Annotated in this window: 14 protein-coding genes; 4 read left to right on the top strand and 10 right to left on the bottom strand. The window is 63.2% G+C overall.

The annotated features are described in order from the left end of the window. Positions 1-29: 29 nt before the first annotated feature. On the bottom strand, positions 30-1,604 hold the full coding sequence (locus ACQ4W0_RS13050; RefSeq protein ID WP_436577099.1) for an oleate hydratase: 1,575 nt from the start codon (positions 1,602-1,604) through the stop codon (positions 30-32). A 256-nt stretch (positions 1,605-1,860) separates the two neighbouring features. On the opposite strand from ACQ4W0_RS13050, the gene ACQ4W0_RS13045 reads away from it, so the two are divergent. Then, positions 1,861-2,253: a VOC family protein gene (locus tag ACQ4W0_RS13045; protein ID WP_436577098.1), complete on the top strand. Its 393-nt coding sequence runs from the start codon at positions 1,861-1,863 to the stop codon at positions 2,251-2,253. A 1-nt stretch (position 2,254) separates the two neighbouring features. Here the strand turns inward: ACQ4W0_RS13045 and ACQ4W0_RS13040 are convergent, their stop codons facing one another. Further along, complete coding sequence (locus ACQ4W0_RS13040; RefSeq protein ID WP_436577097.1) at positions 2,255-2,839, bottom strand: DinB family protein; 585 nt, start codon at positions 2,837-2,839, stop codon at positions 2,255-2,257. 160 nt (positions 2,840-2,999) lie between these two features. On the opposite strand from ACQ4W0_RS13040, the gene ACQ4W0_RS13035 reads away from it, so the two are divergent. After that, positions 3,000-4,004, top strand: coding sequence for an HDOD domain-containing protein (locus tag ACQ4W0_RS13035; RefSeq protein ID WP_436577096.1), 1,005 nt, complete (start codon positions 3,000-3,002; stop codon positions 4,002-4,004). A gap of 26 nt (positions 4,005-4,030) precedes the next feature. Here the strand turns inward: ACQ4W0_RS13035 and ACQ4W0_RS13030 are convergent, their stop codons facing one another. The 8 genes from ACQ4W0_RS13030 to ACQ4W0_RS12995 form a co-directional block, all read right to left on the bottom strand. Then, positions 4,031-4,732, bottom strand: a complete 702-nt coding sequence (locus tag ACQ4W0_RS13030; RefSeq protein WP_436577095.1) for an ABC transporter ATP-binding protein — start codon at positions 4,730-4,732, stop codon at positions 4,031-4,033. After that, on the bottom strand, positions 4,725-5,438 hold the full coding sequence (locus ACQ4W0_RS13025; protein WP_436577094.1) for an ABC transporter ATP-binding protein: 714 nt from the start codon (positions 5,436-5,438) through the stop codon (positions 4,725-4,727). The genes ACQ4W0_RS13030 and ACQ4W0_RS13025 overlap by 8 nt, the downstream gene beginning before the upstream one ends. Then, a complete protein-coding gene (locus ACQ4W0_RS13020; protein WP_436577093.1) occupies positions 5,431-6,402 on the bottom strand; it encodes a branched-chain amino acid ABC transporter permease in 972 nt (323 codons plus the stop codon). The genes ACQ4W0_RS13025 and ACQ4W0_RS13020 overlap by 8 nt, the downstream gene beginning before the upstream one ends. Next, positions 6,399-7,271 carry a branched-chain amino acid ABC transporter permease gene (locus ACQ4W0_RS13015; protein WP_099402412.1) on the bottom strand — a complete coding sequence of 291 codons (873 nt, stop codon included), beginning with the start codon at positions 7,269-7,271 and terminating at the stop codon, positions 6,399-6,401. The genes ACQ4W0_RS13020 and ACQ4W0_RS13015 overlap by 4 nt, the downstream gene beginning before the upstream one ends. 106 nt (positions 7,272-7,377) lie before the next feature. After that, on the bottom strand, positions 7,378-8,544 hold the full coding sequence (locus ACQ4W0_RS13010) for an ABC transporter substrate-binding protein (protein WP_436577092.1): 1,167 nt from the start codon (positions 8,542-8,544) through the stop codon (positions 7,378-7,380). 112 nt (positions 8,545-8,656) lie between these two features. Then, on the bottom strand, positions 8,657-10,195 hold the full coding sequence (locus tag ACQ4W0_RS13005) for a class I adenylate-forming enzyme family protein (RefSeq protein WP_436577091.1): 1,539 nt from the start codon (positions 10,193-10,195) through the stop codon (positions 8,657-8,659). 11 nt (positions 10,196-10,206) lie between these two features. Next, positions 10,207-11,361 carry an acyl-CoA dehydrogenase family protein gene (locus tag ACQ4W0_RS13000; protein ID WP_426073093.1) on the bottom strand — a complete coding sequence of 385 codons (1,155 nt, stop codon included), beginning with the start codon at positions 11,359-11,361 and terminating at the stop codon, positions 10,207-10,209. A 39-nt stretch (positions 11,362-11,400) separates the two neighbouring features. Beyond that, a complete protein-coding gene (locus ACQ4W0_RS12995; protein WP_436577090.1) occupies positions 11,401-12,225 on the bottom strand; it encodes an IclR family transcriptional regulator in 825 nt (274 codons plus the stop codon). A 285-nt stretch (positions 12,226-12,510) separates the two neighbouring features. On the opposite strand from ACQ4W0_RS12995, the gene ACQ4W0_RS12990 reads away from it, so the two are divergent. Next, on the top strand, positions 12,511-14,511 hold the full coding sequence (locus ACQ4W0_RS12990; RefSeq protein WP_436577089.1) for a TonB-dependent receptor plug domain-containing protein: 2,001 nt from the start codon (positions 12,511-12,513) through the stop codon (positions 14,509-14,511). 30 nt (positions 14,512-14,541) lie between these two features. After that, positions 14,542-15,081 (top strand): molybdopterin-dependent oxidoreductase, encoded by a 540-nt coding sequence (locus tag ACQ4W0_RS12985; RefSeq protein ID WP_436577088.1) that lies wholly within the window; start codon positions 14,542-14,544, stop codon positions 15,079-15,081. The last annotated feature ends 9 nt before the right edge of the window (positions 15,082-15,090 follow it).

Raw genomic sequence — 15,090 nt, 5'->3', positions numbered from 1 at the left:
TTTGTTGCGTGCAAGCGTCAGCAACGAGGCTATTTGAACGCCTTGATGACGGCATCGAGCTTGACCTTGAGCGACTTGTCGTGCGCGTGGATGGCCGGCACTTCGCGCTGCACGCCGAGCAACTGGTAGACGGCCGTCTGCGCTGCGCGTACTGAGTATTCCACGGTGAAGACGACATCGTCGGCGAGCTCCACGAACTGGCTGACGAAGGCCAGGTTGACGGAGTTGGCCGGCACGGGCAGGGGGCGGTCGCTCTTCGCGCGGGGCATGAACATGCTGGTGATGTAGGGCATGCGGCAGGGAATGCAGTTGGCCGTGGCCATGATGTCGAGGTCGAAGTTCAGGTGGCCGCACAGCTCGCGCAGGATTTCCGCACCGCTGCATTCGGACATGGGCTTGGCGACGAAGTTGCCGATGCGGTCGGGGTGCAGCGCATAACCCCAGAATACTTGCACGCCCTCGGGCTGGCCGGCGAAATGGGGCTGGTGCGCCAGCACGACGGACATGAACCAGTTGCTGTCCTTGAAGGTGACGAGGCCGCCCGTGCCCGCGCTGTTGCCCGTGAATTGTTCCATTCGATCAAAGAAGGCGCTGTCCTTCAAGGTGACCGTATACGAGGCCCAATACGATTCGGCGATGCTGCTGTTGAAGGCGGCTGGCCGGCCCAGTTCCGGGCGGCCCTCGGCCAGCTTTTCCCACAGGCGCCAGCCCTGGCTGTCGTTTTTCGTGCGCTTGGCCGGCGCGCTGTGCAGGCTGCCATAGCTGGAGGCATCCGTCATCGAGGCATTCTGGAAAAACACCAGGTCGCCGGCCGCGACGGGGATCACGTCGGCCAGGCCGCGCCGCTGGCAGTGCAGGGCGGTGGCCGTCAGGCGGCCTTCGGGCTCCTGCACTGCGATATCGGTCACCGTGCAATCCATGATGATATTCACGCCTTGCTCCTGCAGCCACGCGACCAGCGGGCGCACCAGCGAGTCGTACTGGTTGTAGACGGTGCGCTTGACGCCAGCCAGGGTTTCGATGCGCGAAAACTCCATCATGAAACGGTGCAGGTAGCGCTTGAATTCGACGGCGCTATGCCAGGGCTGGAAGGCAAACGTGGTGGCCCACATGTACCAGAACTTGGTGTCGAAGAATTCGGGCGAGAGCCAGTCCGTGATGGCGCTGCTGCCCAGCGTGTCTTCATCGGCTTCCGTCAGCTTCAGCAGGTCCAGCCTGTCCTGCATGGAAAAGCCCATGCTGCTGACATCGACCTTGAAGCGGTTGCGGTCGACCAGGCGCGCGCGCGAGTGGGGAATGTGCCGTTCGTTGAAGGCGATGGTTTCATCGTAGACGCTCTGGCCCGCATGTTCGAGCGAAGGGATGCTCTTGAACAAGTCCCAGGTGCACTCGTAATTATCGGTGGTCAGCATGCGCCCGCCGCGCAAGGTGTAGCCATCCTCGGCATTGCCGCCGCCATCGAGGCTGCCCCCGGTCACGGGCGATGCTTCGAAGATGGTGATGTTGCTGCCTTGCATGCCGCCGTCGCGTATCATGAAGGCGGCCGCGGCCAGCGAGCCGATGCCGCCGCCGACCAGATAGGCTTTTTTGTCAGTATTGCGCATGTTTTCCCCGAGTGTGAGTGGCTCCGCGTGCGCGAAAGGCCGGCAAGCGGCACGGCCGATGCCGTGTCATATTTGCCTATTTTACAATGCCAGGGGAGCGCTGGCTGATAAATAGAGCAATCGTTCGGTTTTTGTCAGATGCCAGACCGCGACCGAGGCGGTCGCGGTCTGGTATGGGAGCGGGTCGGAAAGCGATGCGCCATTATAATCAGCTGGCGCATTTTGCCGCACATGCTTGAATTCATGAAGGAGCAGCATGCTGTCCCATATATGCCTCGGCACCAACGACTTTACCCGCGCCTATGCCTTCTACACGGCCCTGCTCGGAGAACTCGATTTGATCGAGAAATTTCATGATCCGGCCCAACCCTGGGCGGGCTGGATGGCGAAGGAGGCACCGCGCCCCCTGTTCGTGCTGACGGCGCCGCATGACGGCTTGCCGGCGACTCCCGGCAATGGGCAGATGACGGCCTTGCTGGCGGCCAGCCGCGCCCAGGTGGACCGCTGCTACCAGGCCGTGCTGGCGCTGGGCGCCCTGTGTGAGGGGCCGCCCGGCTTGCGCCCCCATTATCACGCCCATTACTATGGCGCCTACTTCCGCGACCTCGACGGCAACAAGCTGTGCGTCTGCTGCCACGCCGAAGAATGATTCAGCGCTCTTCCCAGACGTCGTCTTCCGTCCAGCCCAGTTCCAGGAAATCCTGCGCCCGTTCGCCCGCTTCGCCGGCGCAATAGAACTCGTCGAGCTGGGGCGGCGCGATGCGCGTGCCGGCCAGCATGGCGTGCACTTGCCCCCGGTGGTGGATCTGATGCTGGAACAAATGCGCCAGCATGCGCTGGCGCGTGTCGACTTGCGGCGTGTCGCGCAGGATCGTCACGGGCCGCGCCAGGTCCGCATCGCACAGGCTGCGGCAATGGGCGATTAGGCGCAGGTCCGAGGCGCGCTGCGCCGCGTGCACGGCGGCGCAATCGGTGAACGGTTCGTCCTGTTCAAAAAAGACATAGCAGTCGGGGTGCGGCGCTTCGCCGCGCAGCTCGCGTTCGAGCGCGTCGAGATAAAACCAGTCGCAAGTGAGGATGTGGTTCAGGGTGAACTGGATGGTGGGGAAAAAACTGACGCGCGTGGCCTGGAACTCGGCCTGGGTCAGCTGCCCGCAAGCCTTCAGCAAGCGGTGGTTGGCCCAGGCGTTGTTGTACGCCTGGCCGGTGACATAGCGGGCCAACAGATTGTTCATGATGTACCTTGCAAAGCAGGGGGACCTGCGAGAGCGCCACTGTAGCATTTTGCGGCAAGTGGGCAAGGCCTGCGACGCCCGCCGCACCAGCGCTGCTGTCATCAAGTAAAATCGTGTAGCGGATGTCGCGATAGTGATGCATAAAGGTTTGGATAGCAAAATGGGTTGGATAGGAAAATTACTGAACGGCGGCGACGAAAAAAACAAGGCTGCGCCCCTCACGGCAGCGGCGGCGCCCGAGATGACACGGCAGCCAGCCACCATCACCGAAATCGATGCCATCTATTACCGCTGGCTGGCGGCCGCCGGTTCGGCGCAGGCTTCCGCGCAGGCCGAACAGCAGATTCTGGACGAATTGGCGCGCCTGGCCCGTGAACCGGTCGCTGGCGCCGCGCTGGTGCCGCGCATTCCGGCCATCATTCCGCAGTTGATGCGGACCTTGCAAAATGAAAACATGAGCGCGGCCGAGCTGTCGCGCCAGCTGGCCCAGGACGTGCTGCTGGTCGCCGAGGTCTACCGCGAAGCGAACCGGCCCCGCTACCATTCGCGCTACAACGCCAGCCCGTCGATCAACAACATGGAAGGCGCCATCATGCTGCTTGGGCAAAACGGCATGCGCATGCTGCTCGCCCGCGTCGCCTTCCGCCCCATCGTCAGCATGCAAAGCGGCGGGTTGACCATACGCACGGCGCCCCTGATCTGGCGCCAGTCCGAGAAATGCGCGCTGGCGGCCAATTTGGTCGCGCCCGCCATGCAGGCCAACGCCTTCGACGCCTATCTCGCGGGATTGATGGCCAATGTCGGCCTGGTGGTGGCGTTCCGGCTGATCGACCAGATGCATGCGCCCGATGCCTTCCCGCAATCGGACGCCTTCATTGCCCAGGTGTTTGCGCAAGCGCGCATCCTGTCCGTACGGATCGCCGAATTATGGGAGTTTCCCGCGTCCGTGACCAATGCGATCGAGCATGCCGGCGTCGATACCCACGCCGATGCCGATCCGCAGGCGCAAGCGCTGGCGCTGGGTGATCGCTTGAGCAAGCTGCGCATGCTGGTCGATACTGGCCGTTTTCCTGCCGACGATCCCTTCGTGATGGCCGGACTCGGCAAGAGTGAGCTGCTGGTGTTCGACAAGCTGGCCGACGAGGACGAGGACGACGAGGAGTGATGCCAGCTGCATGCAGCGGATATTACTCAGCGCGCGAAATAGAGTTCGTGCAGGTGCTCGAGATCGACCTCGGAAGCCGTTTGCGACAGCGCCACTTTACCGCTTTGCATCAGGTAGACATGATCGGCCACGCCCACGGCGCGCGCCGTGTTCTGTTCCACCAGGATGATGGTGCGCTTGCCGTCGTTCAGGCGCGCGAGGATCTCGAACAGCTCGTTGACCACCAGTGGCGCCAGGCCCAGCGACGGCTCGTCGATGATCAAGAGCGACGGGTCCGACATCAAGCCCCGCGCCATGGCCAGCATCTGCGCCTCGCCGCCTGACAAGGAACCGGCCAGCTGGCGGCGCCGTTCGTGCAGGCGTGGGAACATGGCATAGGCTTCGGCCAGGCGCGCCGGCATGTGGTTGCGGTGCTCTTTCGGGAAGGCGCCCATGATCAGGTTTTCTTCCACGCTCATGTCGCGAAACGTCATGCGGCCTTCGGGGATCATGGTGACCCTCGCGTCGCTCATCTTCCAGGTGGGCGTGCCGTTGATGCCCACGCCTTCGAGCGCGATGCTGCCCGCACCCACGGGCAGCAAGCCCATGATGGCGCGCAGCAGGGTGGTCTTGCCGGCCCCGTTCGGGCCGATGATGGTGGTCAGCTTGCCCTTCTGGATCGAGAGCGACACATCCCACAGCACATTGATGGCGCCATAGCCGGCGCGCAGTTTACTTATTTCAAGCATGGGCTGCTCCCGTATAGCTTTCGATGACGGCCGGATCGCGGAAGACGGCGTCGGGCGTGCCGTCGGCGATCAGCTGGCCAAAATTGAGCACGGCCACGCGCTGGCACAGATTGCTGATGGTCTCGATGTCGTGCTCGATCATGACGATGCCCACGCCAAAGGCGGCGTGCAAGTCCTTCAGCATGCCCATGAAGCGGCGCTTGCCGTTCGTTTCCAGGCCGGCCAGCACTTCATCGAGCAGCAGCAGCTTCGGGTTGGTGGCCAGCGCCTTGGCCACTTCCAGCGCTTTGAGTTCCGTCAGCGCCAGTTCGCTGGCCGCATCGCGCCCGGCCTTGTCAAGAAGGCTCGTAAAATCGAGGATTTCATCGATCTTGCGCTGGTCTACCTTGCCGGTGCCGAAGCGCTGCGCCACGATGAGGTTTTCGCGCACCGTCAATTCATGCATGGGCTGTGGAATCTGGAAGGTGCGTCCCAATCCCAGGCGGGCGCGCTGGTACATGGGCGTGGCCATGATGTCGCGCCCCTCGAAGCGGATGCTGCCACTGGTGGGGCGCACCAGGCCGGAAATCGCATTGAACAGCGTGGTCTTGCCGGCGCCGTTGGCGCCCACCAGGCCGATCACGTCGTGGCTGCCCACGTTCAGGGTGACGGAATCAACGGCCGTCAAGCCGCCGAAGCGCACCGAGACATTATCGAGTTCAAGCATGTGCGTTCTCCTTGACCAGCGCTTTTTTCAGCCATTTTTGCAGCAGGGGCAGCAAGCCGTTCGGACTGAAGACAATCATCGCCACCAGCAGCACGCCCAGCACCAGCTGGTGGCCCGTGGGAATCAGCGACTTGAAGATCAGCTGGTCGACCAGGTAGACCACCACGGCGCCTAGCACGGGGCCGAGTATCGTGCGGTAGCCACCGAAGATGGCCGCCACGATGGGCAAGGTCACCCACAGGCTGTTGAAGGCGTAATCCGGCTCCAGGAAGTTGATGTAGTGGGCGTTGAAGGCGCCGAACAGGCCCGCCATGAAGGCCGACACCAGCAGCATGGCGCCTTTCAGCAGGGTGCTGTTGACGCCGACGACGCGCGTGGCGTCTTCGCTGTCGTGCATGGCGCGCAGGGCGATGCCGTAATGGCTGGCGCGGATGCGGCTGTAGGCGAAGGCGCATGCCACCACCAGGGTCAGCACCACCAGGTAGGCGCCCGTCTTGCTGGCCAAATCAAAGCCGAAGACGGTGGGCAAGGTGGGGATATTGTTCACGCCACCGGCGCCGCCCGTGACGGTACTCCATTCTGTGGCCAGGATGCGGAAGATGTGGGCGTAGGCGAGGATGGCCAGCGCAAAATACGGTCCGCGCAGGCGCAGCACGGGCAGCATGATGACGGCGGCGATGGCCGCCCCCGCACCGCCCAGCAGCATGGCGGGAAACACGGGCAAGCCCAGTTTCACGGTAGTGAGGGCGGACACATACGCGCCCACGCCAAAGAACGCCGCATGGCCGAAGCTGACCATGCCGCCCAAATTACCCAGCAGGGCCCAGGACATGGCCACGCCGCCGATGATCAGGGCCGCCACCACCATGCTCATCACATACTGGTTGCCGCCCAGGGCCAGCGGCACGGCGATATACGCGGTCAGCAGCAAACCGGCCGTTGAAATCAATGTCGAGCGCTTCATCCGCGTCTCCGTTGTGCGCCGAACAAGCCGTTCGGCATGATGAACAGCACCAGCAGGAACAGCACCATGCCGGACAATTCCTGCAGCGCGGAGCTGGCCAGGGTGACGGTCAGCGCTTCGGCCACGCCCAGCAGCACGGCGGCCAGCAGCACGCCGGGGATCGAGCCGATGCCGGCGAGGACCGTGATGATGAAGGCTTTCACCGTCAACGCACCACCGTAGGCAGGCTGGATCACGCCATAGCTGAACAGGGCCACACCGGCGAAGGCAGCCAGGATGCCGGCGACTAAAAAGGAGACCAGTTCCGTGCGGCCCGGGTCGATGCCCATCAGCTTGGCCGCATCGCGGTTGCTGGAGACGGCGCGCACGGCGCGGCCATACCAGCTGGTGGCCAGCCAGCGCCACAGGGCCGCCATCAGTACCAGGCTGACGCCAAAGAAAATCACTTCGCTGCGCATGCTGAAAAACGGGCCGATTTCAAAACCTTCCTGCAGCCAGCTCGATGAGGTCGAGCGGATGTCGGCCTTCCACACCAGCAGGATGAAATTGGTAAGAATGACGCCGATGCCGTAGGTGAGGATCAGCGAATTGATTTCGCGGTCTTTCTTGATGCGGCTGACGATCAGGTACACGCCCACGGACGTCAGGCTGACGATCACCAGCGCGATGGGAATGGCGAACATGGGACCGAGTCCCAGTCCCGATTCTACGCTGTAGGCGATGTAAGCGGCCAGCAGTACCAGTTCGCCGTGCGCCAGGTTGATCACTTTCATGGTGCCGAAGACCAGCGCCAGTCCCAGTGCGATCAGGGCGTAGGAGCCGCCCTGCAGCAAGCCTGAATACAGGGCTTGCAAAATTAATTCTGTCATGTCGTCATCCCGTCAGGCAGTCCTGGCGCATCGCGAAGGATGCACCAGGGCTGCCGTTCATCGGTGCACGCCCTAAAGGGCGCGCGCGTGTGCAGCGGGAGGCTGCCTACCAGGGCAGGGCTGGATAGGCCAGCTTGCCCGTGGCGTGTTCCTTCGGCCAGACGATCACCACCTTCTTGTCCTGGTGCTGCGCCATGCGGTGCACGAAGTTCTGGTTGTCGCCATTGGCGGCGAACTGCACGCGGCCGATCAGGGTTTCGCGGTCCGTCTTGCGCATTTCCTCGGCCACGCCGCCTTTCTTGAGCGTGCCCTTGTCGGCCGCGCGCGCGATGGCTTCGAACAGCAGCATCGATTGTACGTAGCCGAACTGGCCCAAATAGTCCGGTTCTTTCTTGTACAGCTGCTTGTAGGCGTCGCTGAAGGCCTTGCCATCGGCTGTCTTGAATTCGGTGGGGAAGGGCAGTAGGGCCGTGCCGAACACGTTCGGCATCAGGTCGGGGAAGTCGGCTGCCATTTTCGGCGTGGCCAGCGACCACACGCCCACCATGGCCTTGATTTTTGGTTTGAGCACGCGGGCGGCGCGGATGATGCCCACGTAATCGTTTTCGTAGCCGACCATGGCCACGACTTCGGATTTGTCCTGCAGTTTGATCTTGTTGATGATGGGCTTGAAGTCGGTAATGGCCGGGTCGAACGAATGCGTCGTCACCTTGACGCCCTTGGCCGTCAGGGCCTTTTCCACGTCTTTCGCCAGGCCCGTGGTGGCGTCCTTGGTCGAATAGACGATGGAAACGGACTTGGCGCCCACATCCTGCAGCAGTCCCAGCATGGCTTTTTCGTAGCCGGCCGTGTTATTGATGCGGAAAAAATTCTTGCGTCCGCTGGCTACCAGGCTGTCGTCCACGCCGCCCGAAGTGATGTAGACCAGGCCCAGTTTGTTCGCCGTGTCTGAGGCGGGCGAGATATTGTTCGAGCCGTAGCCGCCCGTGATGGCGACCACGCCCTGGCTGGCCAGCTTTTCCACGGCGGCAATCGCTTTGGCGGGCGCCGATTCGTCGTCGACGGTGACGATCTTGACGGTGTGCTTGCCGTTGGTCTTGTTGAATACCTCGGCCGCGACCATGATGCCTTCCTGCATGCCGGCGCCGACCCGCGCCAGGTTGCCCGTCAGGGGGATTTCCGCGCCGACCAGGAATTCGTCGGCGCTGGCCTGCGCCATCCAGGCGCTGGCAACCAGCGCTGCCATGGCGATGCGTGTGTATGTGCGTTTCATCGTGTCTCCTCCGGTGATGTGACTCGGTTTGCCGGCGCCAGGATCGGCACCGGCAAAGCTACCCGCCTGGGTTTTATTGTCGGGTGTATTGAAACCAACTGCAATGGTGAATTTACTGCCTGTTCTGCGCCAGCTGCCGCAGCTGTCCTTTTAAAATCTTGCCCGTGGCAGCGGCTGGCAGCGCTTCCATGACGATGATGGCCGACGGGCACTTGTAGGGCGACAGGGTCTGCGCCAGATAGTCCTGCAAGGCCTGCACCGTCACGGGGTGCTGCGGGTCCAGTTCCACATAGGCGATGACGTCCTCATTGCCATCGTCCAGGGTGCGTCCCACCACGGCCGACTGCACCACGGAAGCATGGGCGTTGAGGGCCGTTTCCACTTCCAGCGGATACACGTTGAAGCCGGAGCGGATGATCAGCTCCTTGGTGCGGCCCACGATGAACAGCGCGCCGTCCGGTTCCTGGCGCGCCATGTCGCCCGTGTTGAGCCAGCCGCCGTCGCGCATGGTCGCCGCCGTCATGGCCGGTTCACGGTAATAGCCGGCCATGACGTTCGGCCCGCGTATCCACAGTTCGCCCGCTTCGCCCGGCGCCACGTCGGCGCCGGCGACGTTTACCACGCGCACTTCGACGCCGGGGATCGGCATGCCGACGGAACTGTCATGGCGCGGCGCATCGAGCCGCGTCTGGCTGATGGTGGGCGCGCTTTCCGTCATGCCGTAGCCGTTGTGCAGCGCGGTGCCCAGCAGCTTTTCCACGTCGCGCTTGAGCGACGGCGCCAGCGGCGAGCCGCCCGCATACGCAAAGCGCAGCTGCGTGGGCAGTGGCGTATCGGCGCCGCCCAGGGTTTGCAGCAGCTTGGCGTACATGGCGGGCACGCCCTGCACGATGGTCAGTTCATCGTCCTTCAGCGCGGTCAGCAGGCCGTCGACGGAAAAGCGCGGCACCAGGTACAGGGCGGCGCCCGCATACAGGGTGCCCAGGGCAACCGAGGCCAGACCGTACACGTGCGAGATGGGCAGCACGCCGTAGGCGCGGTCGCTGCGCGTCAAGCCCCGCAATGTGCTGGAGACGGCGGCGATGAACAGCAGGTTGCGGTGCGTCAGCATCACGCCCTTTGATTGTCCCGTGGTGCCCGTCGTGTAGATCAGCGCGGCCACCTGTTCGTTGCCGGGCACGCAGGCTTCCGCGACGCTGGCCTCGTTCAAGCTGCCCGCCAGCAGCTCGCCCATGCCATCGACCGTGGCGCTGGCCGCGCCCAGACGTACGGCATGCGCTGCCGCCTCCGGCGAGGCGCCGGCCAGGAACAGCAGCCGCCGGGCGCTGGAATGCTCGGCGATCGTGTCGATCTCGCGCGCCGACAGGCGCGCATTGACGTTGACGATCCACGCGTCGATGCTGGCCGCTGCAAAGATCAGCGCCACCTGCAGCGCGCCGTTTTCGCCCACCACCATCAGGCGGTCGCCGGGGCGCACGTCCAGCTGGCGCAACAACTGTGCTGCATTTTCCACACTGTGCTGCAGCTGCGCATAGGTCCAGCTGCGCCCAGCTTCATGCAGTGCCGGTGCGTCGGGCGCGCGCGCTGCCCAGTAAGCGGGGATGGCCGACAGGCGGGCCGGCAGGCCGGCCAGCAAGGCTGGAATGTCCATCGCGGCTTCCTTCACTTTTGTGCTGCCTTGATCATGTTGCGGGCGATGACGATCTGCTGGATCTGCGTCGTGCCTTCGTAGATGCGGAAAAGGCGCACGTCGCGGTAGAAGCGCTCGGCAGCGTATTCGCTGATGTAGCCGGCGCCGCCGTGGATCTGCACGGAGCGGTCGGCCACGCGGCCGCACATTTCGGAGGCGAACAGCTTGCAGCACGACGCCTCCGTCGAGATGTCTTCCTTGTTGTCGCGTCGGCGCGCGGCGTCGAGCACCATGCTGCGCGCGGCGTAAATCTCGGCCTTGCTGTCGGCCAGCATGGCCTGGATCAGCTGGAATTCGGCGATGGGCTGGCCGAACTGCTGGCGCTCCATGGCATACGCCAGGGCGTCGGCCAGCATGCGTTCGGCCGCGCCCACGCAGACGGCGGCGATGTGCAAACGCCCTTTGTCGAGCACCTTCATGGCTGTCTTGAAACCCACGCCTTCCTTGCCGCCGATGATGTTCGCGGCCGGCACGCGGCAGTTTTCAAAGATCACGTCGCAGGTATGCGCGCCTTGCTGGCCCATCTTTTTATCGATTTTGCCCAGGGACAGGCCCGGCGTGTCCCTTTCCACGATGAAGGCGGAGATGGCCGAGGCGCCCCGCTTGACGGGGTCCGTGCGCGCCATTACCGTGAAGATGCTCGCTTCGGGCGCGTTGGTGATATAGCGCTTGCTGCCGTTGAGGATATAGAAGTCGCCGTCGCGCACGGCGCTCGTGCGCAGCGATGCCGCATCGGAGCCTGATCCCGCTTCCGTCAGGGCGAACGAGCCGATGATCTCGCCGGCCGCCAGTTTCGGCAGGTAGTGCTGTTTCTGCGCTTCCGTGCCGTCGATGACGATGCCTTGCGAGCCGATGCCGTTGTTCGTGCCGATCAGCGAGCGGAAGGCGGGCGAAGTGCGGGCGATTTCAAACGCGACCCTGACTTCCTCTTCCATGCTCAGTTCCAGGCCGCCATAGGCTTCCGGGATGGACAGGCCGAACAGGCCCAGTTCGCGCATCTGCGCCACGATGGCGGGCGGTATCGTGTCCGTTTCGGCCACCAGCGCCTCGTTCGGCACCAGCACTTCGCGCACGAAACGGGCGATGCTGTCGAGCAGGATGTTCAGGGTTTCTTCGTCGCGTATCATCGGGGTCCTCGGAATCGATGTTGAGAGGGGGCGCGCAGTCTAACCGCGGCCCAGGTTTTTTTCCACTGTCTTGACCAGGGCGACCAGGCGTGGTCCCAGGTCACCTTCGAGTTTTTCACGCGATAGCAGGAAGGCGGGGCCACCGCAATTGAAGGCCATCACCTGCTCGCCATCGGCACCCAGCATGGGCACGCCCACCGCATGCACGTCGTTCTGCCACTCGCCGGCCGAGATGCAAAAGCCCCGGTCCTGGTAATCCTTGAAGCCTTGCTCGATGCCGGCCTTGATGCGTGGCCAGCGTTCCGTCTCGTGCACGCGTGCATGGTCCATCAGGTAGTCGCGTTCGGCCTGCGGCAGGATGCACAGCAGGGCCTTGCCCATGGCCGTCGTCATCAAGGGAATGCGCGAGCCGACGTCAAGGCGCAGGGTGACGTTGGCGCTGCTGCGGCAGGTTTCCACGTACACCATGCTGAGACGGTCGCGCGTACCCAGCGAAACGGAGGCCTGCGCATGTTCGGCCAGTTCTTCCATCAGCGGGCGCGCCATTTTGCGCACGTCGAGGTTCGACAGCATGCGGTAGCCAAGGGCCAGTACGCCGGCGCCCAGCTGGTACTTGCCCAGGCTGTCCGAGTAATTCAGGTAGCCCAGTTTGGTGAGGGTGTAGGTGAGGCGCGAAATCGTGGGTTTCGGGATGCCAGTGCGCTTGGCCATGTCCGCGTTCGACAGATAGACTTCGCCGGGGCGAAAGCACCGGAGCACTTCCAGCCCGCGCGCCAGCGCGTTGACGAACTGGCGATCCTTGCCTTCCTCGTCATCGCTGAAAACGATGAGTTCCGGATCGGCTGCGGCCTGAATATTGGTCATATTTGCTTTCATTTTCTGACTCCCTGAAAATCAGTTTGCCTAGCCGAATCTCGCATGTCAACCGTTTTGTGAAACATTCGTTCGCACAGCGAAATGCTGCGCTGCATGAAAAAGGCGTGAAATTTGACCTGCGCAGGTGTTTCCCGTCTTGTCGCTTGAGCATCGCTATATACGTCTGTATATTGCGCTGTTGGGTGACGGCCGCCGCATGCGCGGCCGCTTTTTTGAATATCGATATATAAGACGGTATATAACGCATATAACGAGAGTGGAAAGAACAAGACGATGTTGAAACAGGTAATGGCAGGCGCCGTGATGCTGGCGCTGGCGCAGATGGCACTGACGGCGCAGGCGCAGCAAACGGCAGGCAAGGATGAGGCGGCGCCGTTCGTGCTGGGCACGGTGACGGTGATCGGCCAGCGCGACCAGCTGGGGCAGGTGGCGCAGTTGGATGAGCAGCAAGTGGGTTCGCAAGTGAGCCGCGCCGAAATGCGCCGCTTTAACCGCGACAACGTGGGCGACGCCCTCAATTTGCTGTCGGGCGTGTCGCTGTCGACCAATTCGCGCAACGAAAAGACCGTCGCCATCCGCGGCTTCGATGCGCGCCAGGTGCCGCTGTACATCGACGGCATTCCCGTCTATGTACCCTATGACGGCTATGTCGATTTCAACCGCTTCACGACGGCCGACCTGGCCGCCATCCAGGTGGCCAAGGGCTTCAGCTCCGTGGCGTATGGCGCCAATACCCTGGGCGGCGCCATCAACCTGATCTCGCGCAAACCCACGGCGCGCCTTGAGGGCGATACCTCCATCGGTTTCGGCTCGGGCAGCGAGCGCCAGGTGTCGGCCAACGTGGGCACGAACCAGGGCCTGTGGTATCTGCAGGCGGGTGTGTCTTATATCGACAGCGACGGTTTCCCCCTGTCGTCCGTCTTCCGTGCCACGGCCACGGAAGACGGCGGCACGCGCAACAATGCCTACCGCAAGGACCATAAACTGTCGTTCAAGGTGGGCTACACGCCCGCGGGCGGGGACGAGTATGCATTGAGCTACTACAAGCAGCATGGCGAAAAGGGCCAGCCGCCATCGACCAATCCCGTCGGCGCGCGCTACTGGCAGTGGCCGTACTGGAACAAGGAAAGCGTGTATTTCGTCTCGCAGACGCGCCTGGGCGAGGCCGAGCGGCTGAAACTGCGGCTGTACCACGACAGCTACGACAATGAAATCACCTCCTACACGAACGGCAGCTACGCGACCCTGAAAACCAGCGGCCAGGGCAGCGTCAGCGGCGGGCGCAGCATCTATAACGACCGCACGAACGGCGGTGCGGTGGAGCTCGAATCGTTCCGCCTGGCCGCGCACAGCCTGCGCTTCGTCGCCAGCGTCAAGGCCGATGAACACCAGGAACTGGACGCCAAGGGCGTGCGCAATACCTGGTACAAGGATGCCCTGTGGACCCTGGGTGCGGAAGACAGCATCGCCGTCAACGCGGCGACGGAACTGTCGCTGGGCGTGTCGCGCAATGCACTGCGCCCGGATACCGTCTACAGCGCCGGCAATGCGTATACCTTGCCAAGTAATCAATCGGCCACCGACCTGCAGGCGGGCCTGTTCCACAAGATCGGCGCCGAGGCGCGCGTGTACGCCACCGTGGCGCGCAAGTCGCGCCTGCCGACCCTGAAGGACCGCTACTCGCAGCGTCTGGGCACCTATATCGAAAACCCGGCCTTGCGCGCGGAAGAGGCGATGAATTATGAGCTGGGGTATCAGGGCAATGCGCAAGGCCTGGCGCTGGAAGCTGCACTGTTCTACAGCGATGTGAAAGACAAAATCCAGAGCGTGGCGAACGTGTCGGGCGTGCGCGCGCAGATGCAGAACGCGGGCAGGGCGCATATCAGCGGCGTGGAACTGGGCTTGCGCGGTCGCGCAGGTGCCTGGCTGGACTTCGGCGGCAATTACACCTACACGGAGATGAAGAACGTCAGCGACCGGGCCATCCGCCTGACGGACGTGCCGCGCCACAAGCTGACGGCGCACGCCGTGCTGCATGCTGCGCGCCAGGTCGACGTGGTGGCCATCGCGGAATCGAACAGCGGGCGCTGGGTCTCGAACACTTTGGCACTCGGTGGTTTTACGACGCTGAACCTGAAGGCCGTGTACCGCCCCTTGCAGGCATTGACCTTGGAAGCGGGCGTGGCGAACCTGGATGACCGCAATTACGCGCTCTCCGACGGTTTTCCCAGCGCCGGGCGCACCTGGCTGGCCAATGCACAGTACCAGTTCTGATTTTTTGACTGTTCAATGAAAGGACATAGCATGTTCAAGAAAATATTTGCTGCTTGTACAGCGGCGTCGTTGCTGGCGGCGGCACCGGCCGCGTGGTCGGCACCCGCTGCCGCGCGCGACAACATGAGCCACGCGCTCGCCGTGACGGGCATGGTGGAAACGCCTTTGATCCTGAAGGTGGCCGACCTGCGCCAGCTGCCGCCCGCGAATGGCGGGGAAATCGCCGTCACGCGTCATAACGGCGACAAGGCCGAGACCATCACCAGCTACAAGGGTGTGCGCCTGCGCGACATCCTCGACAAGGCGGTGCTCGATGCGCCGGGCCATAACGACGTCAAGAAGCTCGCCATCATCGCCACGGCGACCGATGGCTATGCGGTGGTGTTTTCCTGGGGCGAGCTGTATAACGCGCCGGCCGGCGAGGGCGTGATCGTCTACTACGAAAAAAACGGCAAGGCGCTCGACGACAACGATGGTGAAATCGCCCTCATCTCGGCAAAAGACATTCGCACGGGTCCGCGCCATGTGAAATGGTTGAATGGCATCGAGGTGCGCAAGCTGGTGGACTGATGTGATACG

Source organism: Janthinobacterium breve (genome assembly GCF_051380895.1).
GTDB lineage: Bacteria > Pseudomonadota > Gammaproteobacteria > Burkholderiales > Burkholderiaceae_D > Janthinobacterium.
Note: the sequence above shows the minus strand (reverse complement) of the source record. Positions and strands in the feature narration are given on the sequence as shown.